Here is a 26,794-nt window from a genome sequence, read left to right as displayed (position 1 = left end):
CCTGAAAATGGCGACATACTTTATACTTTCTCCAGTTCTTCCAAACTAACATTTGTGGTGAACATGCCGTAATTTACGATGGCTTTATTTTTTTCAATAGTATCAATCGTGCCTATGGCGCGGCCGTCTATCATCCGCACCCGGTCGCCAATTTTTAGGGCTACTTTGGGTTTTGGTGGGGGTAGTTTCTTGGCTTGTTCCTTTTCCTCTTTTTTGCGTTCACGGATTACTTCTACCTTTTTTTCAACTTCCTTTATAATCTGGTGCTCCTTTGCCTTTACTGCTTTTTTTGCCTTAGGGGCCAGCTTTTTGCGTTTGCTGTTTTCAACCATAATTAGTTTCATCATCTCGTCCATCAATTGCTTTTTCTGCTTGTTGTTGAAGTATTTTTCAGAAAGTGCATCAAATTTTTTTCCGAGGCTTATAAGCTTTTGGTTGGCATCAAAAAGTTCCTGGTAGCTTTCCAGTTTTTCCTGCACGCGGGCATTCACCTCTTCCAACTGCCTGCTTTCCTGACGCGCCTTTTGCTCCTCGGTTTTTAAGGATTCTGAAGTTTTCCGAAGGTTGCTGCGTTCCTTTTGCAGGTTCGCAATAGTTTTATCAAACCGAACCTTGCCGCGTTCAATTTTTTTCTTGGCCTTGTTGATCAAACTGTAGGGAATGCCATTTTTTTGTGCCACTTCAAAAGTGTAGCTGCTCCCGGCCTCGCCCAAATGCAGGTGATAAAGCGGCTCCAAGGATTTATTGTCGAACTGCATATTGGCATTTATGGCGTGCGGCAGTTCATTTGCCAACAGTTTAAGGTTTGTGTAGTGGGTAGTAATTATTCCAAAAGCTTCCCTTTCATAAAAAACTTCCAAAAAGGTTTCAGCCAAAGCGCCCCCAAGTTCGGGATCGCTCCCGGTACCAAATTCATCAATAAGAAAAAGCGTTTTTTTATCGCACTTTTTCAGAAATTGATTCATCTTTTTCAATCGGTAACTGTACGTACTTAAATGATTTTCGATGGATTGGTTGTCGCCAATATCTGTTAACACACGTTTGAAGAAACACATTTCGCTCTGCGCATCGGCGGAAATCAGTAGGCCACTTTGCAGCATAACCTGTAAAAGTCCAACGGTTTTTAGTGTGATACTTTTGCCCCCTGCGTTGGGGCCCGAGATTACGATGATGCGTTTTTCGGGAAAAAGGGAAATGCTCTGCGGAAATGTTTTCTGATTTCTTTTATTGTTTGAAACCAACAACAATGGGTGAAATGCATTTTGAAGCGAAATCTTTTTCTCTGAAGTGATAATAGGCAATACGCCATTAATTTTCAAGGCATATTTGGCCTTGGCGTACAGCACATCCATCCTTATTAGATAATTTTGATAGCTGTCCAGCAGCGACGCGTGCGGACGAATAAATGCGGTCATCGCATTTAGTATTTTTTTTATTTCCTCAGATTCCTCATAAAGCAAGTTGCTTAGTTCATTAGCATATTCAAGGGTTTCCTGTGGCTCGATGTAAACAATGCTTCCCGTTTTTGAACTGCCCAAAACAGCACCTCTCACTTTTTTCCGGTGCATTGCCTTTACGGCCAGAACTCTTCGGTTTTCTACAACCGATTCCCGAATCTCGTCCAAATAATCGTTTTGGATATAATGGGAAAGCGCTTTTGTAAAGGAAGAATTTATTTTTCCTTTCACCACATTCAACCGCCTGCGAATGGTGCCCAACTCTGTGGAAGCTTCATCCTTTATTTCGCCATATTTATCAATCCGCTTATTTATTTCCTCGGAAAGAATTGAAGTGTAGTTAATTTCCTCAGAAAAGGAATTGAGATGAATATAAAATTCCTCAAATTTTTTAAAGAATTTAAGAAGTATGCGAGTGGTTTCAGAAATAAAAAGAATTTTCCGAAATCCTGAAATTTCCAGGCTACTGTTTTCAATTTCCAGCAAACGAAGTTCCTTGAAAATAGGCTCAAAACCGTGATTTGGAATACTATTGTCCCCATCAAACGAAGCCGTAAATTCCTTAACCCGCCGTAGCTCAGGTTCAATTTCTGTAAATTCGTGAAAGGGCGCTAGTGAAAGCACATTGTTTTTTCCAGGCTCTGTTACGGCAAATTCTGCAACCTGCCGCAGGACGGAAGGAAATTCAAGATCTTCTAAAGTTTTATTGTCTATACGGGCTTTCCGTTTTAATTCCATTAATTTTACTTTTTCAGCAATCATACAAAAGTAATAATAATGGAGGTAACAATTGAGCCGCGATGGAAGGCGATTTTAAAGGGAGAATTCGACAAACCATATTTTACAGCCTTGGTGGATTATATTAAAAATGAATATAGTTCCGGCAAATGTTTTCCTCCGGGAAAGCAAATTTTTTCCGCTTTCAACCATACACCTTTTGATAAAGTAAAGGTTGTTATTATAGGGCAGGACCCTTACCACGGTGAAGGACAGGCGCATGGACTGTGTTTTTCGGTAGGTGAAAATGTTGCTGTACCTCCATCATTAAAAAATATTTTTACTGAAATAAGAAATGATGTTGCCGCCCCATTGCCAAAAAATGGAAACCTAAAACGATGGGCAGATCAAGGGGTTCTTCTATTAAATGCAACCTTAACCGTGAGGGCCCATCAAGCTGGAAGCCATCAAAACAAAGGATGGGAAATGTTCACGGATGCCGTAATTGAAAAATTATCGAAAGAAAGAGAAGGATTGGTATTTATGCTCTGGGGAGGGCCTGCAAAAAAGAAAGGGGCAAAAGTGGACGCATCAAAACATTTGATTTTAACCAGCGGCCATCCGTCGCCATTGGCAGCCAATAGAGGATATTGGTTTGGGAACAAACACTTCAGCAAAGCGAACGAATATCTGAAGGAAAAAGATGTGAATCCAATTAAGTGGTAATCTTTTTTCTGCGGAGTAACGCGAGAATTATTTTGAAAAACATAAAAAAATCGACAAATGCCGATGAAATACTTTTCAATAAAAAGTCAAGAATAGAAAAAAGAATCGCATTAATTATAAACTGTGGAGTTTATAAAAGAAATCCCTATAATGCGGTTTATTATATTATTCCTCTTCAGGAACTTCAGACTCCGTGGCGTCATTACAGCTAAATTGCAACAGCAGAAAATTCGTGACTAGCAACGCCCCCAAAACGATTAAGAAAGTAGTCATAACATTTAATTTTATAATAATTAGATGCAGGATCTACTACAGGGTTGCGCAGATATTATGATTTTTTTTAGAAATTATGTAAGATGTTATTCTCCTGCGTTTTATGTTCAATTAAATCGAGCTCCAATAATTTTTGTTGTATTAATTCAAGCTCTTCTTTTTTTAATTGGCGATTGCTCCATTCCGTTAATGAGAGCCATTCCTGTACATCTTGGATTTCCAAACCGTATCGTTGTGAAATCATTGCATCAATATTGGGTATGTTTTTAAAATTTTCGGTGATGCCGTTTATGACTTTTAATATTGCCTGCACACTTTCCTTTTCATTTTCCAATACTTCATTATTAACGGCAATAACAAAACTTGGCCATGGAGTGGGCGATTCGCCAATCAACCGAAAAATGCCATTATCCACATAGGGCTTGGTCATAAACTTTTCCCACATGAAGTAGTCGCCTTTGCCCAGGGGCAAACCTGCCAAGGCTCCTTCCAAATCTTTAATTTCCTTGAACCGCAGATCATTCTTTAAATCCCAATCCAAGGTTTCAGCGTTTACGAAGGCCATTAAATGGGAGCCGGAACCGAAACGGCTTATTGCAGCATTGGTTCCTTTTAAATCCGAAACTGTTTCGTAATTAGAATTCGCAGCCACGTGTATTCCCCACAAAAGTGGCGATTTAACGAAAACCTGTACAATTTTGCAATCATTACCATTAATGATATCCCGAACAATTCCTTCGGTAAGAATGACGGCCATATCAATTTCTTTTTCGCGCAGAGCGCTTGCCATTTGGCCTGTTCCACCGGGATAATCCTTCCAGCGAAGTTTGATTCCCTGTTGCTGAAAATCTTTATCGCGCAAAGCGATGTACCAAGGTAGATTAAAATGTTCCGGCACTCCGCCGATTATAAAATTTTTCATTGTGCTATTTTTTCCAAAGTATATTGAATAAGGGCGTCCACGGTTTTTGTAGGATTCTTGCTAAAAGTGCCGGAGGCGCGATTGGCTATAATGGCATTCATTGAAAGCGCACGGTGTCCAAGCATTTTAGTCATACCATATATTGTTGCAGTTTCCATTTCAAGATTGGTGATTTTTTTCCCTTTGTAGCGAAAAGAGGATAATTTTTCATTTAAATCTTCATCTTTCAATTTTGCACGAAGCACTCTTCCCTGTGGCCCGTAAAAACCGACATTTGTAATGGTAATTCCCTGTAGAGTTTTTTCAGAGGCAAATTTCATTAATAAATTTTTATCTGCCCCTACGGCATATGGCACTGAATTGTCGGGATTCCATTGAGTATGGTCAATAAAAAGTTGGGCAAAATCACGATTAAAGATTTTTTCCGCTTTGTCGTAATAATGCATTACATTGTCCAGACCAATGGCGGAATTGCTTATTAAAAAGCTATCGAGTTCAATATCCTCGGTTAAACCCCCAGAGGTGCCAATTCTAATAATATCCAACGAGGTTAGTTTTTTTTTGACTTGGCGTTTTTCAAAATCTATATTGACCAACGCGTCAAGTTCATTCATCACAATGTCAATATTATCAGGACCTATTCCTGTGGAAATGACGCTTATCCGTTTTCCCTTATATAATCCTGTATGGGTTTTGAATTCGCGATGCTGCGCTTTAGTTTCAATGATATCAAAATACTTCGAAACCATTTCCACACGGTCTGGATCACCCACGGTAATTACGGTGGGCGCAAGTTGCGATGGCGCGAGGTTAAGATGGTAAATATTGCCTTTCTCCGTTAATATCAGTTCAGATTCTTTTATTGACATATTTTAATAATTATCCTCCAACCCGTTTAACCTTAAAGCCTTTATCTTTTAAAAACTGCATGATTTTGTCGCGATAATCGCCTTGAATAATAATCTGTTCATTTTTAAAACTACCACCAACGCTCAAGAGTTGTTTGATTTCTTTTGCAAGTATTTTGAAATCGGAGTCGGCACCATTATAACCTTCAATAATGGTAATTGGTTTACCTTTTCTCTTTTCATACTTACAGATAAGAGGTTCGTTTTGTAACCAGATGTTAGGCTTTATATCTGCTTCAACTGTTTCCTCTGGCTGATGTTCCGGAAAAAGGTTTTTTAATTGGTCTTCTAAAGATTTCAAATGTTGAAAATGTTTCAATGATTAATAAATCCTGCAGCGGTTGGAGGTTATTTTTTTAACAGGCCTATTTCCACCAATCGCTGGTGAAGAAACTCACCCGCCGTAATGTCCTCATAAGCCTTTGGATGCTCCGCATCTATGCATTCAGGAAGACAGTTTAACTTCATATCACTGCGCGGGTGCATAAAGAAGGGAATAGAGTAGCGGGGGCTGCCCCATTCCTCCCTTGGCGGATTCACAACGCGGTGAATTGTAGAGCGCAATTTGTTGTTGGTGTGCCGTTCCAGCATATCGCCAACATTTATTACCAGTTCGTCCTCATTGGGGATTGCGTCTATCCATTCGCCATCTTTTCGCAGCACCTGCAGACCGCCCGCAGATGCCCCCATTAAAAGGGTTATTAAATTTATATCACCGTGTGCTCCCGCACGAACCGCACCTTTTGGTTCCTCCGTGATGGGAGGGTAGTGGATGGGACGAAGAATGCTGTTCCCGTTTGTAGCCCAATGGTCAAAATAAAACTCGTCCAGCCCTATATAAATTGCGAGCGCACGGAGCACATAAATCCCGGTTTTTTCGAGCATTCTGTATGCTTCCATTCCGGTGTGGTTAAAATCGAGCAATTCTTCAACCTGAACATTTTTTGGATATTCCTCAGAAAGGTTTGCGTCAGCGCTTGGCTCTTGGCCAAAGTGCCAAAATTCTTTTAAATCGCCTTCCTTTTTCCCTTTGGCGTGTTCCTTTCCAAAGGATATATAACCCCGCTGGCCGCCCAGGCCCTCAATTTCATATTTCTTCTTTATTTCCAAAGGAAGTGCAAAAAAGCTTTTTACTTCCTTGTAAAGTTCATCAACCAAATTATCGCTTAGAAAGTGATTCTTTAATGATACGAACCCAATATCTTCATATGCTGAACCAATTTCATTTACAAATTTTTGCTTCCTATTTGGATCTTCGGAAAGAAAATCGGCCAAATCTACGCTCGGAATATTCTTCATATTTTTTAATTTTTTGAAGCACAAAGATACCAAAATTGTAAAAGTTATCCCGCGACTAAATATTGCTTTATTATTCATGCTTGCAATCTGATTTTTTCTACTTTTGAGGCTGCAAAATTATTATGATGAAACCTGAAGCCACCCCGCAAATTTTCTTTGATTATAAAAGAAATGATATTGATGACACTACTTTGTTGAGCTTATACCGAGGTATGTTGAAACCAAGAATGATAGAAGAAAAAATGCTGATTCTACTTCGCCAGGGGAAGGTTTCCAAATGGTTTAGTGGGATTGGGCAAGAGGCCATTTCAGTGGGAATCGCGTCAGTTTTGGACAGGGACGAATATATTTTGCCGATGCACCGGAATCTTGGGGTTTTTACAATGCGCGACATTCCGCTGTACCGATTGTTTTCGCAGTGGCAGGGAAAGGCAAATGGTTTCACAAAAGGTCGAGATAGAAGTTTTCACTTTGGAACGCAAGAGTTCCACATTGTGGGTATGATTTCACACCTGGGCCCACAATTTGGAGTAGCTGACGGAATCGCCCTGGCCAATAAATTGAAAGGGAACAATAAAGTATGTGCCGTTTTTACTGGCGAGGGCGGCACAAGTGAAGGCGACATCCATGAGGCATTGAACGTGGCCTCCGTATGGCAACTTCCGGTTTTATTTTGTGTTGAAAACAATGGTTACGGACTTTCAACCCCAACAAATGAGCAATATAATTGTGAAAACATAGCCGATCGCGGAAAAGGTTACGGAATGGAATCACACATTATTGAAGGTAATGATATCTTGGAAGTTTACGTTAAATTAAAAACTTTGGTTGAAAGCATGCGTAGCAATCCGCGCCCCATTCTTTTGGAATTCAAAACTTTTAGGATGCGCGGTCACGAGGAGGCAAGCGGTACAAAATATGTACCTTCAGAGTTGATAGACGATTGGGGACTTCGGGACCCGCTAATCAATTATGAAAACTTTTTGCTCGCCGAGGGTGTTCTTACAGAAGAAAAAATGCGAGAATTCCGAAATGAATTTAAACAAGAAATTGATTATAATCTTGACATTGCGTTTGCAGAACCCAAAATTGAGCCCTTTGAAACGACCGAGTTAAATGATGTTTTCAAAAAATTTGACTATCAGGCAATTAAAGCCAATCCAAAGACAGAAAATATTCGTTTTATTGATGCCATTTCACAAGGGTTGAAACAATCGATGGAGCGCCATAATAACCTCGTGTTAATGGGTCAGGATATTGCCGAGTATGGAGGTGTATTTAAAATTACGGAAGGGTTTGTGGAACAATTTGGCAAGGAGCGTGTACGCAATACTCCAATATGTGAATCAGCAATTGTATCTGCGGCAATGGGGCTTTCCATTAATGGTTTTAAAGCGGTGGTGGAAATGCAGTTTGCAGATTTTGTTACCTCCGGCTTCAATCCCATAATAAATTATCTCGCAAAAAACCATTATAGATGGAATGAAAAAGCAGATGTTGTAGTCCGAATGCCCTGCGGTGCGGGTGTAGGGGCAGGGCCATTTCATAGCCAAACCAATGAAGCCTGGTTTACACACACCCCGGGACTGAAAGTTGTTTATCCTGCTTTTCCCTATGACGCTAAAGGACTTTTGGCAACAAGCATAGAGGATCCGAATCCGGTAATGTTTTTTGAGCACAAGGCATTGTACAGAAGCATTAGGCAAGACGTTCCAACTGATTATTACACACTTCCACTAGGCAAAGCGTCAATGCTTAAAGAGGGAAATGATGTTACAATTATAACCTATGGTGCCGGTGTACATTGGGCTTTGGAAACCTTAGACCAAAATTCCGAAATCAGCGCGGACCTGATTGATTTAAGAACTTTAATTCCATTGGATAGCGAAACAATTTACAACTCTGTAAAGAAAACAGGAAAGGCGATTATTTTACAGGAAGATTCTTTATTTGGTGGTATTGCATCGGATATTTCAGCTCTAATAATAGAAAACTGTTTCGAACATTTGGATGCTCCGGTCAGGCGTGTGGCCAGTTTAGAAACCCCCATTCCTTTTGCGGCAAACTTAGAATCTGCGTACCTTCCCAAAGAAAAATTTATAGATAATTTGAAGAATTTACTATCTTACTAATAATTTAACATTCGTTGTTAAACTTTAGATAAAGACAAACCAAACGTTAAAATTGTTATTTAATTTAGTGCCATACTAATCATTAAAACTAAATAATTATGTTACGTTGGATCGTTATTTTTCTCGTTATTGCAATAATTGCAGCAATTTTTGGATTTGGTGGCATCGCTGAAGGTGCGGCCGATATAGCAAAAATTATCTTTTACATCTTTATTGTTCTGTTAGTGCTATCATTGCTTTCAAGCCTATTTAGAAGATAGGACACTTTACTAACCCAAATTATTAAACACCCTAAAAATTCATTTATGAAAAGAATCCTCATTTTGGCCCTAATCGCGGCCACGGCATTTTCTTGCGGAACGCCAAAAACCGTTCAAGAATCAAAAAAAGTTATAAAAGGCTATTGGACCTTGGACAACATTTCCTATGACACTGCAGGAACCTTTAATGTTACCCTTTTTAATGACACTTCAGTAGAATGTTTTGAAGGAAGTACATGGCGTTTTATACCCAATAACAATACAGGATCTTATACAATAGATAATCCAGATTGCCCGACGGGTGATCGCAATTTCATTTTTACTATAATAGAAATTGATCCCGCTTCTGGCCTCTATGATTTTATGGTTAAGCCAACAAATGCAAAAGGAAAATCAGACAATAATGTTGGGTTTAGATTGCATTTGGCACAATTGAGCGAGTCATCTATGCGATGGGAACAGACCGTAACGATGGATGGAAAACCTTTTAAAATAAATATTAATTTCTCTAAAATAAACGAACAATAATATGAAAACATTCTTTAAACAAACCGCATTATTAGCTTTAGCTTTTACTCTCATAATAAGTTTGGGAAGTTGTGAAGCCACGAGAAATGCCAATAATAAACAAAAAGGTGCCGTAATCGGTGCCACGGGTGGTGCAATTTTAGGCGCCATAATCGGAAATAATGTAGGTAAAGGAGGCAACGGAGCCCTTGGTGCAGTTATTGGCGGGGTAGTTGGTGGTGGAGCTGGTGTACTCATTGGCGACAAAATGGATAAACAAGCCCAGAAAATTGAGGAAGAAATTCCCGGCGCACAAGTGGAAAGAGTTGATGATGGTATTGTAGTAACTTTTGACGAAAACAGTGGTGTATATTTTGACACCGCTAAATATAACATTAACGCCGCTTCGCAAGCAACTTTGGATAAATTGGCCAATGTGTTGAAAGAATATCCAGATACTGATGTACTTGTAGTAGGCCACACCGATAGCGTTGGTGCCGATGAGATGAACATGACACTCTCAAAAAATAGAGCTCAAGCCGTGACCAATTATTTTGTTCAGAACAAAAATTTGGGTGCGGGTAGATTTACCACAAATTGGTATGGTGAAACAGCACCGGTCGCAGATAATACCACAGCTGAGGGTCGCGCAAAAAACCGACGCGTAAATTTAGCGATTCTCCCAAATGAGAAAATGAAGCAGGAAGCTAAAAAACAGGCCGGTGAATAATTAAATTCTTAATAATATAAGGAAATCCCGAACCGATTGATGGATCGGGATTTTTTTTAGCTTCAACCATGGCAAACAATAAATGGGACATAATTATAATAGGTGGAGGATTGGCAGGGCTTACCGCAGGGCTTCATCTTGCCCAAAATAATGTAAAGGTTTGTTTGATCGAAAAAAACGAATATCCACATCACAAAGTTTGTGGAGAATATGTGAGCAACGAAATTTTACCATATTTCAATTCCCTCGGAATAGATCCTTTTAAAGAAGGGGCAAAAAAAATTTCCAAATTTTTATTTACGACCAATAATGGATCGGCCTTGAATGCCCATCTTCCTCTTGGGGGCTTCGGAATTAGCCGTTATGCTTTAGACAATTTGTTGTACGAAAATTTAAATAAAAAGGCAGAAATTATTTTCGATACGGTGGAAAAGGTCATATTTGAAAAAAACCAATTTTTTGTCAGCACCCAAGGAAAAAATGTTCTGCAAGCAGCATTCGTCCTTGGTTCCTTTGGAAAAAGGTCCAACCTGGATACTTTTTTAAATCGAAAATTTATGCGAAAAAATTCGCCATGGCTGGCAGTCAAGGCGCACTACGATTACGAATTTCCCTCCGATACCGTAGCACTTCACAATTTTAATGATGGATACTGTGGATTAAGCAAAATTGAAAACGATGCCGTGAATGCGTGCTATTTGGCAACGATCCAATCATTTAAGAAATACGGCGCTATCCCAGCTTTCCAAAAAAATCAACTCTCAAAGAATCCCCATCTTCGAGAATTTTACAGCAAGGCCAAACCCCTTTTCAAAAAACCCAAAACCATCAGCCAAATTTCTTTTCAGAAAAAGGAACCCATAATCAACCATATTTTCATGTTGGGCGACAGCGCTGGACTCATTCACCCCTTATGCGGAAATGGAATGGCAATGGCAATTAAAAGTGCACAAATTTTTGCGGAGTCATTTTTAAAAAATTTCGAAAATGAAAATTTTGCCAGATTGAAATTGGAACATGAATACGCAGCGCTGTGGCAACAAGAATTCGGGAAAAGGTTACAAACCGGCCGGGTAATCCAGCAAATTTTGATGAATCCCTTTGCATCGAAAATAGGCTTTGGGGTCGCCAAGATGGTTCCAATGCTATTGCCGAAATTAATTGAAAGAACTCATGGAACAGTTCAAACATGATAAAATTCAGCAATAAATACCGCTCCGACCAAATAGAGATAATGGACGATATGGATTTTCATGGCGAAGAAATGAAAAATCTTTTGGCAGACTTGTTCACGGTAAACAAATGGCTGGGCGGCAATACTATAACCATTGATGGGTTAATCAAAATCATAAAAGACCATTCCAATAAGGGACCAATTATACTACTCGATATTGGCTGTGGCGATGGTGCTTTACTAAGACGATGCACTGAATTCGGGCGAAGGCATAATTTGACATTTGAATGTATCGGTTTGGATTTTAATCAAAATATTATAAATATTGCAAAAAACCAAAGTGAGAAATATCCCAATATCCGTTTTGAGAAAGTTGATGTTTTTTTAAATAAAGAATTAATTCCAAATTGCGATATTGCAATCTGTTCGTTGTTTCTACATCATTTAGAGAACAATAAAATTGAAGATTTATTGAAGGTTTTAATTCGGAAATCGGATATGGGTTTAATAATAAATGACTTACATCGCAGCAGATATGCATTTGAACTCTTTAAAATTTTCGGCCAACTATTTTTGAAAACAAAAACGGCTAGGCACGACGGTTTGGTTTCCATTGCAAGAGGCTTCAAAAAAAGTGAATTGATGCAATTGTCCTATAAAATTCCAAATCAAAAAAGTGAAATTAATTGGCGCTGGGCATTCCGTTACCAATGGATTCTTAAAAAAAATATATGACCGTAAAAATAATTAAAGTAGCCAAGCAATTACCTAAATATAGTCGGGAAACCGCTGAGGTTATTCCTTTTGTGAAGCAATGGATGCACGCACAGGACGAGAGATTTCAGCGGAAAGTAATTAAAATTTTTGAAGGTGCCGGCGTGGATAAGCGCTATTCCATTATGGATCCGGTTGAAGTTTTTACAAATACCAGTTTTGAAGAGCGAAATGCAATTTACGCCCGCGAAATTACCAAATTAGGCAAACAATGTTTAGAGAATGCGCTTCAGAAAGCGTCATGGAAAGCTACCGATATAGATTTTATAATAACCGTTAGCTGTACGGGTATAATGATTCCTTCCGTTGATGCCTATTTAATAAATGAAATGAAAATGAGGCAGAACATTTTGCGACTTCCCGTTACTGAAATGGGCTGTGCTGCTGGAATCTCGGGTATCATTTATGCAAATAATTTTTTAAAGGCAAATCCCGGCAAACGTGCAGCAGTATTAGCTTTGGAAGCGCCAACCGCCACTTTTCAACTAGAGGATTTTTCTATGGTCAATATTGTGAGTGCGGCAATTTTTGGTGATGGTGCGGCGTGTGTCCTTTTGTCATCGAATGAGGAGGACGAGGGCCCTGAAATTATTGATGAGGAAATGTATCATTTTTACGATTCCACCGAAATGATGGGCTTTAAACTTGTAAATACAGGACTGCAAATGATTCTCGATAAAAATGTCCCAGAAAAAATCGCGGAGCATTTCCCCAATATTATTCATCCATTTTTGAAAAAAAATAATTTGAAAATTCAAAATATTGAACATCTTATTTTTCATCCCGGAGGAAGAAAAATATTGGAAACCGTTGATGATCTGTTCGGAGATCTTGACAAAAACATTGAGGATACCAAAGAAGTACTTAAATTGTACGGGAATATGAGCAGCGCTACAGTATTATATGTGCTGGAACGGTTTCTGGAACAATATCCCGAAAAAGGAAACTTAGGTTTAATGTTAAGTTTTGGTCCCGGCTTTTCGGCGCAGCGTGTTTTATTAAGGTTTTAATTATGAGCGAATTTAAAAATCAATGGGCGCTAATATTGGGTGGAAGTAGTGGGTTAGGCCTAGCCAGCGCTAAAAAACTCGCTTCTGAGGGAATGAACATTTGCATTGTTCACCGGGACAGAAAGGAAAATTTGCCATCATTGGAAAAGGAAATTGAAGGAATGCAGGCATTAGGGGTGGCCGTAAAAACCTTTAACAAAAATGCGCTTCAAAAAGATATTATAGATGACATTCTCACTCATTTTCCAAAACATAGTGTAAAATTATTATTGCACAGTATTGCAAAAGGGAGTTTGAAAAAAATTAATGGCGCTAAAGATGAAATTCTTTCCAAAGAAGATTTTGACATCACGCTCCATGCAATGGCCTTGAGTTGGTATGAGTGGGCACAAGCTTTGATTGAAAAGGAAATTTTTGTTTTAAATGCTCAAAATTTAGCCTTTACAAGTGAAGGCAACGCAAAGGTTTGGCTTGGTTATGCTGCTGTTTCTGCCGCCAAGTCCGCATTGGAAGCTTTAATGCGTAGCATGGCAATTGAGTGGGCGCCCCTTGGAATAACAACCAATTGTATTCAAGCCGGAACTACAGAAACACCTTCGTTTATTGCCATTCCGGGTAGCAGAGAACTATCGGAAATTGCAAAAAATAGAAATCCTTTCAATAGACTTACGACCCCCAATGATATTGCCAATGTTGTTTATTTGTTATGCAAAAAAGAGGCAGCATGGATAAACGGTTCTATAATAAAAGTAGATGGAGGTGAAAGCCTTCAATAAAATAAAGCAAGTTTGAAGAAAGAAGAAATTATAGCCCTGCTGCCATATTCCGACCCATTTCTGTTTGTGGATCAATTGATTTCTATTTCAGATGATGCTGTTTCGGGCACTTTCACTTTCAAGGTCGATTCTTTTTTTTATCGGGGTCATTTCCGCAATAATCCAATTACGCCTGGCGTAATCCTAACCGAATGTATGGGCCAAATTGGCTTGGTTTGCTTAGGTATATTTATTTTACATGTCGAAAAAGGTTCAACAAACCCAACCTTTGCAATGAGCGGCACCAAAATAAATTTTTATGCGCCAGTGTACCCCGGCGAAACAGTTACGGTTCAATCACAAAAAATCTATTTTCGTTTCAATAAACTGAAATGTGAAGTGCAAATGTTGAATTCGGAAAATGTTGTTGTAGCCAAGGGAACCATTGATGGAATGCTACGAGAGAGCATATTAGAGTGAAGAGAAAAAATGCGGCAAATAGCGCATAACCCCTTAATTTCCCAAATTTTTAAAAATGAAAAAACGTGTAGTAATAACAGGACTCGGAGTGGTTTCGCCCAATGGCGTGGGTATTGCGCCGTTTAGTGATGCAATAAAAAATGGTGTATCTGGAATTCGTTTTTTTTCAGAATTACGGGATTTGAATTTTTCATGCCAGTTGGGAGCTATGCCAGAGATTTCCGATGAAAAAAAACGTGCATATCTATCTGATCTGCAACTGCGAAATTTCCTCAGCAGTGGCATATTGTATGGTATAATTGCGGGAATGGATGCTTTTAAGGATGCAAATTTGGAAATTGCAAAAATGGATGAAGCACCATTTTGGGATATGGGAATAGTTTTCGGAAGTGGAACAAGTGGCGTTGAAAAATTTAGGGAAGCCATCTATAAAATAGATGACAAAAATGTGCGACGGTTAGGAAGCAACTCTGTAGCGCAAACTATGACTAGTGGCGTTAGCGCTTATTTGGCTGGAATTATAGGCGCTGGAAATTGGGTTACCGCCAATTCATCTGCGTGCGCGACTGGCACAGAAGCCCTTTTGATGGGCTATGAACATATTGCCCAAGGTAAAGCAACCTATATGTTGTGCGGCAGTACAAGTGATTCCGGACCTTATATTTGGGGCGGATTTGACGCCATTAAAGTCACAAACTATAAACACAATAATTCCCCACAAAATGTTGAGGGCCCAATGAGCCAGGGCGCAAGTGGTTTTGTTCCGGGCAGTGGCGCGGGAGCCTATATTTTAGAATCATTGGATAATGCTGAACAACGCGGAGCCAAAATTTATGCTGAAATCTTGGGAGGCGCCCTTAACACCGGTGGGCAACGACTAGGTGGGAGTATGACTGCCCCAAACAGTACCGCAATTCAAAACTGTATACAAAATGCCTTGACCGACTCCAATGTTGATGCCTCTGAAATTGATTATATAAACGGACATCTTACAGCAACCACCAAGGATCCGGATGAGATTGAAAATTGGAGCCTCGCCTTAAACAGGAATGGGGATGACTTTCCTTATATCAATTCCTTAAAAGGAATGGTCGGTCATTGTTTGGCCGCAAGTGGAAGTATTGAAATTGTTTCATCCATTCTCCAACTGAATGAGGGTTTCATTTTTCCAAACGTCAATTGTGATGTATTGCATCCAAAAATTACTGCCATAATTTCACCTGAAAAAATTTCGATGAAACTGCGCAAAACATCGTTACAAACTATTGCCAAAGCCAGTTTCGGTTTTGGTGATGTAAATGCTTGTGCTATCTTTAAAAAAATTTAAATCTTATGACTTCGGAAGAGATTTTCGCATTGCTTGAACCCATTATAAAAACATATTTGCCACAAGATGTTTCGGCCCAGGAAATAAACAGAAGCAGTGACTTAACGCGTGAACTAAATATAAATTCCGCCCATTTGGTGGATATCATACTTGATATTGAAGATGTTTTTAATATTGAATTCAAAAATGAGGATATGGAAAAACTGCGAAATGTAGATGATGCGATAATCCTTATTCAACAAAAAATTTCTAGCTAAAAGCAAAGTTTTTATACTCATTAATGTTTTAATATAATGCCGTTAAAGAGCGTTAAAAGCTTTTGGATGTGGTGCTTTATTTTTTATATTATTCGAAATTAATATTGAAATCATGAAGCATTTAATTTCTTTTCTATTGTTTTTTATAGCACTGAATACCTATTCACAGGATCCTTATCTACAAAATTCTAGCTGGGATGTGGAACAGGAAGCCGAAAAATTGACTGAAAGTTATAATGAAGACCTTGTTCTAACAACAGAACAGCGCTTGTTATTTCAGCAGAAAGTTACAGAGTTTTTAATAAGAAAGCACCAAATTCAAGCCTCCATAACTGGAAAGGAAATGCTTGACGAACTTTATAAATTAAAGGTTCAGGAAACTGCCGAAATGGGAGATATTCTTACTAGACCACAGCTTTCATTGTATAAAAAAATTAGACCAAAGATTCAACCTCTGGAAACTATTGATGTAAAGGACTAATTAATCATTTCTTTTCAATAAAGTTTTCATCCTCAGTAGTCCTTTCAATATCGGGCGGAGTATCGTTTAATGGACTTTGCTCCAAACCCGCTGAATCAACTTCGTAATATTCCAATAAATCAGTGGAACTCGTGATTTGCCTTGTGATTTTTCCCTTTATAACTATTGGAAATTGAATAACTTTGTCATTATTTTGAATAATCTTTAACCAATCGTTTGTGCCGAATTCCGTTGTACTATCAATTGCTAATTCCACTTCTTTTTTATCTACCAAATCACCCACTTTCACTCCCAAGGCATCCGCAATTTCCACCCACTGAGTATCGGAAACTTTAGTTTTTGATATATCAATATCCAAAAATTTCTTATCCAATCCGTTTAAATAGGCGTATGCTCTTTTCCCAACCCGGGTATTGCTACTGTAAATAAGGGTTAATTGGTTTTCATTTCGTGCTATAACTCCCATATTTTTCATATAATTTTTAATGTGCGTTCAATTTTTTTTTTCGTTTTTGAAGTTGTGAACGAAGTTCAGAAATAACTTTGGCGACGGAGGCTTCAAAAGATGCGGAAGAAGATTCAGCGAAAATGGTTGCTCCTGGCATACTTAAACGAACACTGCAAATTTTTCCGATTTCTGGGTTAGAGGTGTTTTCTCTTTTGAAATAGACATCAGCGCCAACTATGGAGTCATATTTATTTTCAAGTTTATCTAATTTTTCGGCAACAAAACTTTCCAATCTCGGACTGGCCGTCACCTCGTGATATTCATAATTTATGTTCATGGTATGCTGTTTTATAAGTGATTTTTAAAGATACGATAGGCAAAAAACCATTCCAAACTTTTAATAGGATTTTGGGAAATCACAGAGGAAGATGGTCCGCCTCATCCTTTTCATTAATGGCTATGGAAGCAATTATCCCTCCTGCCAAACAAACCACTATCACGCTAAGAGACAGCCATTCGGGGAATTTCACGTGATGGGAAAGTATCAATTTAACGCCAACAAACGCAAGAATAAATACAAGACTGTAATTGATATATCTAAATTTTTCGAGCATTCTTGAAATTAAAAAATACATGCTGCGAAGCCCCAAAATTGCGAGGATATTGGAAGTGAAAACAATAAACGGATCTGCTGTAATGGCAAGTATAGCCGGAATACTGTCCAGCGCAAACAAAATATCGGTAAGTTCAATAATTATTAAGGCCACAAAAAGGGGAGTGGCAGCACGAACGCCCATTCTTTTTATAAAAAATTTGTCACCCTCCATCTTCGAGGATATCGGAAAAACTTTGCGTATATAACTATATATTTTTGAATTTTTTGGATCGAATTCTTTCTCTTTGTGCGTTAACATTCGATAGGCCGTAATCAATAAAAATGCTCCGAAAACATATACTATCCAATCGAATTTATTGATTAGCGCCACTCCAAAAACAATCATCAACGCTCTAAAGACGATAGCTCCAAGAATTCCCCAAAACAAAACTTCATGCTGGTATTTAGCAGGAATTGCGAATGAAGAAAATATTACAGCAATTACAAAAACGTTGTCAATACTAAGCGATAGTTCAATTAAATAACCGGTAATATATTTTAAGGTTGCTTCATTGGGTGTGTAATTTTCCGGATTATCATATAAGCCCGGATCGCTGAAAAGCCAATAGATAACCCCAGAAAAAGCAAGGGCAACGGTCACCCAAATGCTGGTCCATATTGCCGCTTCCTTGGTTTTGATGACGTGGGGGGTGCGGTTGAAAACTCCCAGGTCTAAAGCTAAAAATATTATAACGAAAGCAATAAAAATTCCCCAGAGTAGCATTTGTAGTTTTTTGCGTAAAAATAATAGCAAATAGATTTTAAACCTATTAGAAAATGTTAATAGTGAGTTTCGTTAAAACTTTTTTAAAAGCTTTTTGCGCTGTTTCAAACGTGTTACTTTTAAAGGAAAAAGATGGAAAATATAATCTCCGTACAGAAAATCACACCGGTAGCACACCCAATTCTTGATAGTATAAAGAAAAGGTGGAGTCCACGTGCATTTGCCCAAACGCCTATAACTGAAAATCAGCTTCATATTATTTTAGAAGCCGGACGATGGGCACCAAGTGCCTCGAATATTCAACCGTGGCGAGTACTTTGGGGATTAAAGGGTACTGAAATGTATGATAGAATATTCAATTGTTTGGACGATTTTAATCAGTCATGGGCCGGAAATGCACAGATGCTCTGGATAAACGCGTTCAAAAAAACCATGGAAAAAAATGAAAAAGAAAACTTTCATGCCTTGCACGATCTTGGTCTTTTTATGGGAAATGTAATCCACCAAGCTAATAGTATGGGGATTGCAGTGCACCAAATGGCTGGGGTTAAATTTAAACAAGCCCTTTCCGAATTCAAATTTTCTGAGGATTATCATGTTGCGACTGCAGTGGCTTTTGGCTATTTCGGAGGGGATCCGGATGATTTAAATGAAGATTTAAAAAAACAGGAATTAAAACAATTGCGTGAAAGGAAGGAGCAGTCCACATTTGCCTTTAATGGAAACTTCGAAAATAAAAAATAAGCATTATGAAAAAGAACAAAAAACACGCGGATTTTCAGGATGATTACCGCAAATCCTCCAACTTTGGTAAAATTGTGGAAGAGGATAAATTAAAGATTAAAGGTGATGGTGAACTTAAACTGAACAAGGACAAAGCCATGAAAACAAAATCAGAAAATGAGAAAATTTCAGAAACCTTTAAAAAATTAAATTCAGAAGAAGAGTAGCAAATAAAAAACTAAAAAATATGAAAATTGGAATAATAGGAAGTGGAAATATAGGAGGAAACCTTGGAAAGCATTGGGCGCGTGCGGGTCACGAGGTGTTATTTACGTCCAGACATCCCGAAAAATTAACTCAATTGGCAATAGATGCCGGCGGCAATTCTAAGGCCGTAACCCTCGATGAAGCATGGGAAGCAAGGGCAGACGTATACCTTTTGGCCGTGCCTTTTATGGCAATTGACGAACTTGCCGAACTTTACGCTGGGGAATACGGAAACAAGGTAATTATTGACGCTACCAACCCATATCCCGAAAGAGATGGAAAGATGGCGCAAGAAGTTCGCGACAGTAATCGGAATGCTTCAGAATATACAGCTATGAAATTTGGAACGGCCAAAACAGCCAAGGCCTTCAACACCATATATGCCGAACATCTGAAAGAAAAGGCATTCCGTGAAACAGACAAACTTGCAATCCCATTTGCCGCTCAGGATGAACAAAGCAAAAATGTTACGCAACAATTAATTGAAGATATTGGTTTTGAAGCCGTTTATATCGGTGGATTGGCAGATACCCATATGATGGATCCCGATCAGAAAATTTATGGCAAGTCCACCAATAGGGAAAACCTTGAAAAAATGATTGGAGAAAAACAAGGTTGAAGCTGAGGAATTTTTCCTATTTCGAAGCTTTATTAGATTCTGCGCAAGCAACTTATCATATAATCTTTAATGTTTCAGAAACCTTGATAGCATCCGGTTCTATTAAGAGGGCTGGATATCTGCCCCTGGTTTCGGCTTCGCTTTCGGTTTTGCCTTAGCAGGGGTTTTTACGGGTTTTGGCTTCGCCTCGGTGTTCTTTTTAGGTGTTGTTGGCATAATTGAAAATTTTAGTTAGACAATAACTAAAGATAAACAAATAGTGTTATTTACTGAATATAAATATATTATAAATCGCCGAACTTGGCTGATTTTAGGTAAATTAGCGATACTAACCGAATATTATGAAGCTTAATTCCTTTTTTAAGCAGTGCCATGAAAAGGAAGTCTTTAAAATGTTGTCCATTTATGTGGTTTCTGCGTGGGTAGTTTTGCAGGTGCTCGCAATAACATGGCAGCCTTTGGGTCTTCCCCAAAAGTCCGTGACTTTTCTTATTGTTGTGCTGCTTCTTTGCTTCCCGATATACATTTTTTTTCTTTGGAAACTGAGAATTTCCCCCGTCAACTTAACCATAGAGGAGGAGGAGGACGAGAAGGAGGGAAGCAAGAGAATAGCTTTTAGAAAAATGTATTTCACCGCCTTGGGAATCATAACCTCAATATGCGTAATCGTCGCATTTTTGATAGTTAACAATAATTTTTTCAAGCGCACCATAGTTGCAACACCCACTATTGAGAAGAATGATAAAATTGCGGTTTTAAAATTCGGCAATAATACCGGCGATCCGCAATATGACATCGTAAGCAAAATGGCGGCCGATTGGATAATCCATGGCATAACGGAAAACAATGTGGCGCAGGTAATCACTCAAGATCAAGTGGATGAATATAAAAGCATTCTGAAATCAAAAAATATTGAAGATGAGGATAACACTATTGTGAAGAAATACCTGAATCCCAGCAAGATTATTTCGGGCAATTTCTATTTAAAAAATAACAATTTAATATTCCAAGGAATGCTAACGGATGGGAAAACAAACCAAACCAGTTTTTCCTTTAGGCCAACGGAATGTCCAGCCGACAATCCTTTAAAATGTATTGAGGATTTAAATGAACTGATAACGGGTTACTTCATCACAGAAGATCAAAAAAAGTTGATGTTACAGGAAAATCCCCCAAAATATGAGGCGTATAAATATCTACTCGAGGCAAAGTATAGCACGGACGACCAGACATATATTAATCTTTTAAATCAGGCAATTGCTGCAGATTCAACCTATTTTGAGCCTAAAGTTTTACGCGTTGGCCATTACTACAATCAAAAAGAATTTAAAAAATCCGACTCCCTATTAAAGCTTATAAAACCTGATTCCTACACCAACAAAAGGCAGCTGAATCTTCTTAATATGTATCGGGCCTTATTGAAAGGTGATAACCATACAGTGTACAATTCTATTTTAAAGGAATACAATATTGCACCTTTCGATTTAATTACAAACCGAACCGCGATGGTCGTCGCCCTACAATACGTGAATCGTCCGGAAGATGTGGATGACATTTACAAAACAGTGGCAATGGATAGTATGAACCTTCAAAATTGTTCCGATTGCGCCAGCAGAATTTACATAAAAGCTTACGCAGATATTGAAATGAAAAAATACAATTCCGCAATTCAAATTATTGAAGACGCACAGCAGGAGGTTGAGGCAAAAATGTTGAACAGACCACTTGCTACTGCTTACGTTCGAGCCGACAAAACTGCAGCCCTAAACAAATTTCTAAAAAGAATTGAATTCACTGCCAATCCCACGCAGACACAGGAGTTATTTTTACAAGTGGGGAAGGAGTTCCTATTAAAAAATGACCAACCCACGGCCAATGAATATTTCGATAAAATAATTGACGCTGAACCAAAAACCGATATTGAAATGCTGTTGGCCGATGCCTATTTTTATAAAGAGGAATGGGCCAAAGCAAAAATCGCTTTGAAAGAAGTGCTACAAAAAGAACCAAAGAATATTGAAGCTACTGCAAAACTTGCCATTTGTAATTTTAAACTTGGAAACTCAGCCGATGCCGAAAATTTATTGCTCCATTTGGAAACTTTGAGAGCCAATTATCAATTCGGCGAAGTGGATTACGCTCTTGGCCAATATTACGCGGCAACCAACAATGTTAACTCCGTTTATAAAAACCTATTAAAAGCCGTGGCCAACGGTCACTTATATCTTTGGAAATCATATGTGAACGATCCAATTTTTAAAAATTTTAGAAACCAAAAAGAGTTTGATGACGTCATGAAGTTTTGGAACTAACCGTAAGAAATTTTAACCCGCTTAAATCCTTGGAGTATGGCAAAGCTTAAAAACGCACACGCACTATTGATTGGTGTCGGCAGTGAAGATTTACCGGAAACCGTAACGGACGCTAAGGCACTGCAACAAATCTTAGGAAACAAAAAATACGGAAGCTATTATAAAAAGAACGTAACACTGCTCACCGGAAAAAAAGCCACACGCTTGGGAATTCTCAGTGCTTTTGATGAGTTACTGAGTCGAACGGATGAAAAATCTTCCATATTCCTTTATTATTCAGGTCACGGCGGAATGTATAGCGATAACACATTTATAAAGGATGAATTACAAAAAAAACCAGAGGACCAAAATCAAAAATATTTTCATCTGTGTCCGAATGATTATGATCCAAAAAATTATGAAAATACATGGATAAAAGCCGAAGAGATCAAGAGTAAAATTAACCAAATGAAATCCCGAAGATTAATTTTCTTTTTGGATTGTTGCCATGCCGCAGGAATGACCGCGGGAGTAACGAGTTTACCCTCGCAGCCCCGGCACACAAATGCGGATGGGTTAGCCCAAAAATTGGACAATGGCCGTGGAATGACCATAGTTTCTGCATGTAGGGCTGAACAATTGAGCGTTATTTTGGAAGGGGACCAGAATAGTCTTTTCACCAAATGTATGATTGAAGTTTTGCGGGGAGATGCAAAAATAAATTCGGATCCGTTCGTTAGAATTTTTGAGGTTGTGCAGTACATTTTTAAAAAAGTTCCCGAAATATATCCCGATCAAAATCCGTACGCCAATCTTCAAATATTCGAAGATTTTGTGGTTAGTTTTACTTCCCATTCAAGCGAAATTAATACCGATGAAGTTGAGATTGAAACTTTAGCAGAACCTACAGAATTTACTGCTAAAGAACCCATTACGAAATTTCGCGAAACAGAAGAATCCAATAGCGTAATCATTTTTGTGCATGGATTTTCCGGCATTGCGGAGATGACCTTTTTCCAAGCAACAAAATTATTAATTGAAAATTCAGAAATGGATGGGTGGGATATGTTCCCATTAGGCTATAGCGGTAATATTGTCCCCGAAATGGGCAAAAATATTTGGGCCTGTGCCAGCGACATAAAACGTAATTCCGACTATTTGCTTACTTCAATCAAAAACAAATTTGGTCACTACAAGCGCATCGCTCTCATTGCCCATGATTTGGGTGGAATAGTAATCCAACAAACCTTGTTGGAGCTGGATCGCGAAGATTTGGATCGAATAAGTCATATTTTATTATTTGGTACACCAAGCAACGGTCTGCCGGAAATTCAGTTGAAAAATTTCTTTACTTACAGCAATGAGGAAAAGGAATTGAAAGAGGGCAGTCCATATATTCAGCGTCTTCGAAGTAGTTGGGAGGCAAAATTCAATAATAAATATCCCTTCGCCTTCAAGACAGTGGCGGCAACAAGAGACGATTTTGTTCCCATTTCATCGAGTTTAGGACCGTTTGACAAGAAGCACCATGAAATTATTGAAGGTGATCATTTTTCAATAGTAAAAATAGACGATGAAAATGATGACGGTTATAGACTTCTGCTGAATACGTTGATGAACAAAGGGTTCCTAAATAAATTTTCAAATAAAGAAGAAGTGAATATTGCCTTGGGTGAATATAATTCGGTTATAAATGCGTTGCTCCCCAAGTTGGACACTTTGGATAAAAAAGGGTTGGAACAATTAGTCTATGCGCTTGAAGGTGTGAGTAGGGAGGAGGAAGCGTTCCAAATTTTGAATGACCATTCAGAGGCTAAAAATAACTCCAACATTTTAGGAATAATGGGTGGACGCTACAAACGTCAATATCTTAAAACCTTTTCCGCCGAAGATTTGAGAATGGCCCGTAAACACTACAGTAATGCACTACAAATTGCAGAGGGCAGGAATGATTTCTCCCAAATATATTACCACGCCATAAATCTTGCGTTTTTAAGTTTAATGAATGAAAACAAAATTGAAATGGCGGAGTTTGCTGAATTAGCTTTTACCGCCGCACAACGGGATCCGTTTCCCAGTTTGTGGAAACTAGCTACCCTAGGGGAGGCATATCTGTACAAAGGCAATTTTGAGAATTCAAAATTAAATTACAAAAAGGCCGCACAAATGGCCGGCCTGCGCGAAAAAATATCCATTCACTCCAATGCCTATAATGCATACGTAAGCTTAATGCAGACGGACAATCCAAACGATTTGTTTATTAAATTCCTTAAAACTAATTATTTATCGTAATTTCAAATAAAAAATAGAAAGCTATGTTGAGATTTCTTCTAGATGAAACTCCAAATTTGGACTATAAAATAGCATTAAAAAAACCGATCCCCATAAAATGTATACAAATAGACGAGCCTTTTGAAGTGGAAAGTATGGAGGGTACGATGAAAGGAAAAGCCGGAGACTGGCTTATGATAGGAGTAAATGGGGAAAAATATGTTTGTGACGCAGCAATCTTTCAAAAAACATATAGAATTATTGATGATAATTAATTCAGAATAAACACTAAAATCGCTAAAAGATGGGGACAAAAAAAATATTTATCAGCTACTCAAGAAGAGATACTGATTATGTAAAATCGTTAGTTGAGGCCTTACGAAAACAAGGTTTTGAAGTATGGTTCGATAAAAACATCCGCACCGGAACCGATTGGGATGATACAATCGAAACCGAACTTAAAAATGCGGATGCCATTGTGTTGATTCTATCAAAAACCTCCGTGGCATCAGAAAATGTAAAAGATGAAATTTCATATGCCATAGGCTTGGATAAGCCCGTGAACCCAATAAAAATAGAAGAGTGCGAAGTGCCAATGCGTTTGGCTCGAAAGCAATTTGTTGACTTCACAATATTAGGTCCTGAGGCTGGCTTCGAACGGTTGGTAAACGATTTAAACTTCAGTTTGAATGAAGCAAAAACAAATGTTCCAAAAGGAACTTTTACGCCGCCAAAAAGTACGGAAAGCACTGCAAATAATACGAATAAACCTTCTAAAAAAATTGCGCCTTATTTAATTGGAGGGATTGTGGCATTAATTCTTTTTATAGTTTTTATTGTTAATTGCACCAGTGAAACTGTAGAAGATTCATATCAAAATGAAGTGGAGATGCTATCCCAAGACATCAGCCCAGAATGGGAAAAGGCTATAAATGCAAATACAATAAACGGTTATTTAGGATACATTTATGATCACGGACCCAATGATATAAATTATCAATCCGCACAGGATAGTATTGATACCTTAATGCCATTTCTTGGAATGGGAATGTATTCTGAGGGAACTGACCGCTATTTCGTAAAAAATCTTTACACGGATATGAATGGTGATACCGTGTATCAAGAAGACGATAATGAAATTCCTAAAAAAGGTGATATAATTACCGCGCTAAAACCCGTAGCACTTTATGATACCGAAAATGCTGATGCGGAATCTGTTATATTGGAACCCGGAGAAAAGGCTCGAGTATTAAGCGTTCGAATGGACGGGGAAGCAGTATGGGTTATGCTCCAGTATCCTGAAATGTAAGGTTTAAAGGATAGAACCACGGAAGCGAGATTATCTAATTGAAATATTCAATTTTACATAATATAAATTATAGAACATTTTATATTTTGCTATTTAACAATATTCACATTTAGAAGAAATAATCTCCAGGCTCAACTTTTTACTTTAATCTTCTTTGTTTTTTTGCCTTTGTTCTTTTTCTTGTAATTTCTTCCATACCACAGGAAAACCCCGGTAACTGGTAAACTTGCCGTGAGCAAACTTATCAGAAAGGCAATTATTTTGCCCGCCAGTCCGCCAATTGCTCCAATATGAATATCATAATTCATTCGGATAATTTTGTCCGCAACTTTGGCATTTTCGAATTTTCCATAAATGCTCGGGGTCTCGATTTCTTCCAAAGTATTCTGATCGAAAAATCTATAATCTGCCTTATAATATAAACCATCAGTACTTGATATCTCAACATAAATACTTTCTTGCGGAGTATTTGGATAGTGCAATTCAATTCCACCAGCGTTCGGGAGTTCCTTTTGAAGTTTTTCAATTAAAAAATCCATAGGCACGATACTGTCATTAATATTCCTACCGCTTAGGTTTTCAGGAATTACAAAGTTGGATTCCTTTTCCCCACCAATGGTTTTATAAATTCCGTAGCGCAGCCAATTATAGGACATTATTGAACCGGTAATTGCCAAAATTAGCGCCAACGAACAGATATAAAATCCTACTACCGCGTGCATATCAAAATTTTTCCGCTTCCATTTTGTGGTTTCCTTCCAATCAAATTTTAGGCGCTGTTTCAGGTTTTTTCGTTTTTTCGGAATCCATAATATAAAACCTGAAATAATAATAAAAATAAAAATCAATATTGATACCCCAACCACTTGTTCGCCAATTTCCCGAGGCAGCCAAAGCCGCATATGTCCTTTTAGGATGAATGCGAAAAAGCCAGATAGATGGTCGTCAATTTGAATGATTTTTCCGGAATAAGGGTTTAAAAAAACACTTTGATAAAATTCTGGTTCGGCATCATAAAAAATAACTTCGATGGCGTCATCATTCTTTTTAAAAAGCGTTCCGTGTACCGAGTTTTGCGGGAATACGTCCAATGCAATGGCTTTTGCCTCGGTTGGCGTTAACATTGCGGCTTGCTGTGGCTCTACTTTTTTATATTGGTTATATAGGCTTTCTATTTCTTCCTTAAAAGCCCAACAGCAGCCGGTAATGGCAACAATAAAAACTACCAAACCCGTGGCCAGGCCTAGAATTTTGTGAATTTGGAAGATAATTTTTTTAAACGTCATTTATTAAATTAT

29 protein-coding genes are annotated in these 26,794 nt (G+C 38.3%); 20 read left to right on the top strand and 9 right to left on the bottom strand.

Features of this window, described 5'->3' with window-relative positions:
- Positions 1-20 precede the first annotated feature (20 nt).
- Positions 21-2,195, bottom strand: a complete 2,175-nt coding sequence (locus tag QRD02_RS03840; RefSeq protein ID WP_290253597.1) for an endonuclease MutS2 — start codon at positions 2,193-2,195, stop codon at positions 21-23.
- A gap of 39 nt (positions 2,196-2,234) precedes the next feature.
- Here QRD02_RS03840 and ung point away from each other — a divergent pair, with 39 nt between their 5' ends.
- Positions 2,235-2,900 (top strand): uracil-DNA glycosylase, encoded by a 666-nt coding sequence (gene ung / locus QRD02_RS03835; RefSeq protein ID WP_290253596.1) that lies wholly within the window; start codon positions 2,235-2,237, stop codon positions 2,898-2,900.
- A gap of 340 nt (positions 2,901-3,240) precedes the next feature.
- On the opposite strand, the gene QRD02_RS03830 is transcribed toward ung, so the two are convergent.
- The 4 genes from QRD02_RS03830 to QRD02_RS03815 are packed head-to-tail and all read right to left on the bottom strand — an operon-like array spanning position 3,241 to position 6,302.
- Positions 3,241-4,095, bottom strand: coding sequence for a substrate-binding domain-containing protein (locus QRD02_RS03830; RefSeq protein ID WP_290253595.1), 855 nt, complete (start codon positions 4,093-4,095; stop codon positions 3,241-3,243).
- Positions 4,092-4,964: a nucleoside phosphorylase gene (locus tag QRD02_RS03825; protein WP_290253594.1), complete on the bottom strand. Its 873-nt coding sequence runs from the start codon at positions 4,962-4,964 to the stop codon at positions 4,092-4,094. The genes QRD02_RS03830 and QRD02_RS03825 overlap by 4 nt, the downstream gene beginning before the upstream one ends.
- 10 nt (positions 4,965-4,974) lie before the next feature.
- Entirely contained in the window at positions 4,975-5,304 is a 330-nt protein-coding gene (locus tag QRD02_RS03820; protein WP_290253593.1) for a translation initiation factor, read from the bottom strand.
- A 47-nt stretch (positions 5,305-5,351) separates the two neighbouring features.
- Positions 5,352-6,302 (bottom strand): isopenicillin N synthase family dioxygenase, encoded by a 951-nt coding sequence (locus QRD02_RS03815; protein ID WP_290253592.1) that lies wholly within the window; start codon positions 6,300-6,302, stop codon positions 5,352-5,354.
- Positions 6,303-6,424: 122 nt separating this feature from the next.
- Between QRD02_RS03815 and QRD02_RS03810 the strand changes: the two genes are divergently transcribed.
- The 12 genes from QRD02_RS03810 to QRD02_RS03755 all read left to right on the top strand — a co-directional run bounded on the left by QRD02_RS03810 (position 6,425) and on the right by QRD02_RS03755 (position 16,189).
- A complete protein-coding gene (locus tag QRD02_RS03810) occupies positions 6,425-8,434 on the top strand; it encodes an alpha-ketoacid dehydrogenase subunit alpha/beta (RefSeq protein WP_290253591.1) in 2,010 nt (669 codons plus the stop codon).
- Positions 8,435-8,532: 98 nt separating this feature from the next.
- Positions 8,533-8,694 (top strand): DUF1328 domain-containing protein, encoded by a 162-nt coding sequence (locus QRD02_RS03805; RefSeq protein WP_290253590.1) that lies wholly within the window; start codon positions 8,533-8,535, stop codon positions 8,692-8,694.
- Positions 8,695-8,739: 45 nt separating this feature from the next.
- On the top strand, positions 8,740-9,222 hold the full coding sequence (locus tag QRD02_RS03800) for a lipocalin family protein (protein WP_290253589.1): 483 nt from the start codon (positions 8,740-8,742) through the stop codon (positions 9,220-9,222).
- 1 nt (position 9,223) lies between these two features.
- Positions 9,224-9,931: a YiaD family glycine zipper/OmpA-like lipoprotein gene (locus QRD02_RS03795; RefSeq protein ID WP_290253588.1), complete on the top strand. Its 708-nt coding sequence runs from the start codon at positions 9,224-9,226 to the stop codon at positions 9,929-9,931.
- 68 nt (positions 9,932-9,999) lie between these two features.
- Complete coding sequence (locus QRD02_RS03790) at positions 10,000-11,124, top strand: NAD(P)/FAD-dependent oxidoreductase (protein ID WP_290253587.1); 1,125 nt, start codon at positions 10,000-10,002, stop codon at positions 11,122-11,124.
- On the top strand, positions 11,121-11,840 hold the full coding sequence (locus QRD02_RS03785) for a methyltransferase domain-containing protein (RefSeq protein ID WP_290253586.1): 720 nt from the start codon (positions 11,121-11,123) through the stop codon (positions 11,838-11,840). Before QRD02_RS03790 ends, QRD02_RS03785 begins: the two co-directional genes overlap by 4 nt.
- A complete protein-coding gene (locus QRD02_RS03780) occupies positions 11,837-12,889 on the top strand; it encodes a type III polyketide synthase (RefSeq protein ID WP_290253585.1) in 1,053 nt (350 codons plus the stop codon). The genes QRD02_RS03785 and QRD02_RS03780 overlap by 4 nt, the downstream gene beginning before the upstream one ends.
- Positions 12,890-12,891: 2 nt before the next feature.
- A complete protein-coding gene (locus QRD02_RS03775; RefSeq protein WP_290253584.1) occupies positions 12,892-13,665 on the top strand; it encodes an SDR family NAD(P)-dependent oxidoreductase in 774 nt (257 codons plus the stop codon).
- 12 nt (positions 13,666-13,677) lie between these two features.
- Positions 13,678-14,124 carry a 3-hydroxyacyl-ACP dehydratase FabZ family protein gene (locus QRD02_RS03770; RefSeq protein ID WP_290253583.1) on the top strand — a complete coding sequence of 149 codons (447 nt, stop codon included), beginning with the start codon at positions 13,678-13,680 and terminating at the stop codon, positions 14,122-14,124.
- A 55-nt stretch (positions 14,125-14,179) separates the two neighbouring features.
- On the top strand, positions 14,180-15,451 hold the full coding sequence (locus tag QRD02_RS03765; RefSeq protein ID WP_290253582.1) for a beta-ketoacyl-[acyl-carrier-protein] synthase family protein: 1,272 nt from the start codon (positions 14,180-14,182) through the stop codon (positions 15,449-15,451).
- Between the two features lie 5 nt (positions 15,452-15,456).
- Positions 15,457-15,708, top strand: coding sequence for an acyl carrier protein (locus tag QRD02_RS03760; protein WP_290253581.1), 252 nt, complete (start codon positions 15,457-15,459; stop codon positions 15,706-15,708).
- Positions 15,709-15,820: 112 nt separating this feature from the next.
- Complete coding sequence (locus QRD02_RS03755) at positions 15,821-16,189, top strand: hypothetical protein (RefSeq protein WP_290253580.1); 369 nt, start codon at positions 15,821-15,823, stop codon at positions 16,187-16,189.
- A gap of 4 nt (positions 16,190-16,193) precedes the next feature.
- On the opposite strand, the gene QRD02_RS03750 is transcribed toward QRD02_RS03755, so the two are convergent.
- From QRD02_RS03750 to QRD02_RS03740, 3 genes are all read right to left on the bottom strand, one after another.
- Positions 16,194-16,655 (bottom strand): arsenate reductase family protein, encoded by a 462-nt coding sequence (locus QRD02_RS03750; RefSeq protein WP_290253579.1) that lies wholly within the window; start codon positions 16,653-16,655, stop codon positions 16,194-16,196.
- 16 nt (positions 16,656-16,671) lie between these two features.
- On the bottom strand, positions 16,672-16,974 hold the full coding sequence (gene hpf / locus QRD02_RS03745; protein WP_290253578.1) for a ribosome hibernation-promoting factor, HPF/YfiA family: 303 nt from the start codon (positions 16,972-16,974) through the stop codon (positions 16,672-16,674).
- 79 nt (positions 16,975-17,053) lie between these two features.
- On the bottom strand, positions 17,054-18,016 hold the full coding sequence (locus QRD02_RS03740; protein ID WP_290253577.1) for a TerC family protein: 963 nt from the start codon (positions 18,014-18,016) through the stop codon (positions 17,054-17,056).
- 132 nt (positions 18,017-18,148) lie between these two features.
- Here QRD02_RS03740 and QRD02_RS03735 point away from each other — a divergent pair, with 132 nt between their 5' ends.
- The 7 genes from QRD02_RS03735 (at position 18,149) to QRD02_RS03705 (ending at position 25,496) form a co-directional block, all read left to right on the top strand.
- Positions 18,149-18,760, top strand: a complete 612-nt coding sequence (locus QRD02_RS03735; protein ID WP_290253576.1) for a nitroreductase family protein — start codon at positions 18,149-18,151, stop codon at positions 18,758-18,760.
- Positions 18,761-18,765: 5 nt separating this feature from the next.
- Positions 18,766-18,966: a hypothetical protein gene (locus QRD02_RS03730; protein WP_290253575.1), complete on the top strand. Its 201-nt coding sequence runs from the start codon at positions 18,766-18,768 to the stop codon at positions 18,964-18,966.
- A 20-nt stretch (positions 18,967-18,986) separates the two neighbouring features.
- Positions 18,987-19,625 carry an NADPH-dependent F420 reductase gene (locus tag QRD02_RS03725; protein ID WP_290253574.1) on the top strand — a complete coding sequence of 213 codons (639 nt, stop codon included), beginning with the start codon at positions 18,987-18,989 and terminating at the stop codon, positions 19,623-19,625.
- 341 nt (positions 19,626-19,966) lie between these two features.
- Positions 19,967-21,937, top strand: coding sequence for a tetratricopeptide repeat protein (locus tag QRD02_RS03720; RefSeq protein ID WP_290253573.1), 1,971 nt, complete (start codon positions 19,967-19,969; stop codon positions 21,935-21,937).
- Positions 21,938-21,973: 36 nt separating this feature from the next.
- On the top strand, positions 21,974-24,208 hold the full coding sequence (locus tag QRD02_RS03715) for a caspase family protein (protein WP_290253572.1): 2,235 nt from the start codon (positions 21,974-21,976) through the stop codon (positions 24,206-24,208).
- Positions 24,209-24,231: 23 nt separating this feature from the next.
- Positions 24,232-24,462 (top strand): PGDYG domain-containing protein, encoded by a 231-nt coding sequence (locus QRD02_RS03710; RefSeq protein ID WP_290253571.1) that lies wholly within the window; start codon positions 24,232-24,234, stop codon positions 24,460-24,462.
- Between the two features lie 29 nt (positions 24,463-24,491).
- The gene (locus tag QRD02_RS03705; protein WP_290253570.1) at positions 24,492-25,496 is read left to right on the top strand and encodes a toll/interleukin-1 receptor domain-containing protein; all 1,005 of its coding nucleotides are present in this window, start codon (positions 24,492-24,494) and stop codon (positions 25,494-25,496) included.
- Positions 25,497-25,627: 131 nt separating this feature from the next.
- Here QRD02_RS03705 and QRD02_RS03700 read toward each other — a convergent pair whose 3' ends face one another.
- Complete coding sequence (locus tag QRD02_RS03700; RefSeq protein WP_290253569.1) at positions 25,628-26,782, bottom strand: PepSY-associated TM helix domain-containing protein; 1,155 nt, start codon at positions 26,780-26,782, stop codon at positions 25,628-25,630.
- Between the last annotated feature and the right edge of the window lie 12 nt (positions 26,783-26,794).

It is taken from the genome of Aequorivita aurantiaca, assembly GCF_030410135.1.
Taxonomy (GTDB): Bacteria; Bacteroidota; Bacteroidia; order Flavobacteriales; family Flavobacteriaceae; genus Aequorivita; species Aequorivita aurantiaca.
This window is presented reverse-complemented; position numbering and strand designations above follow the sequence as displayed.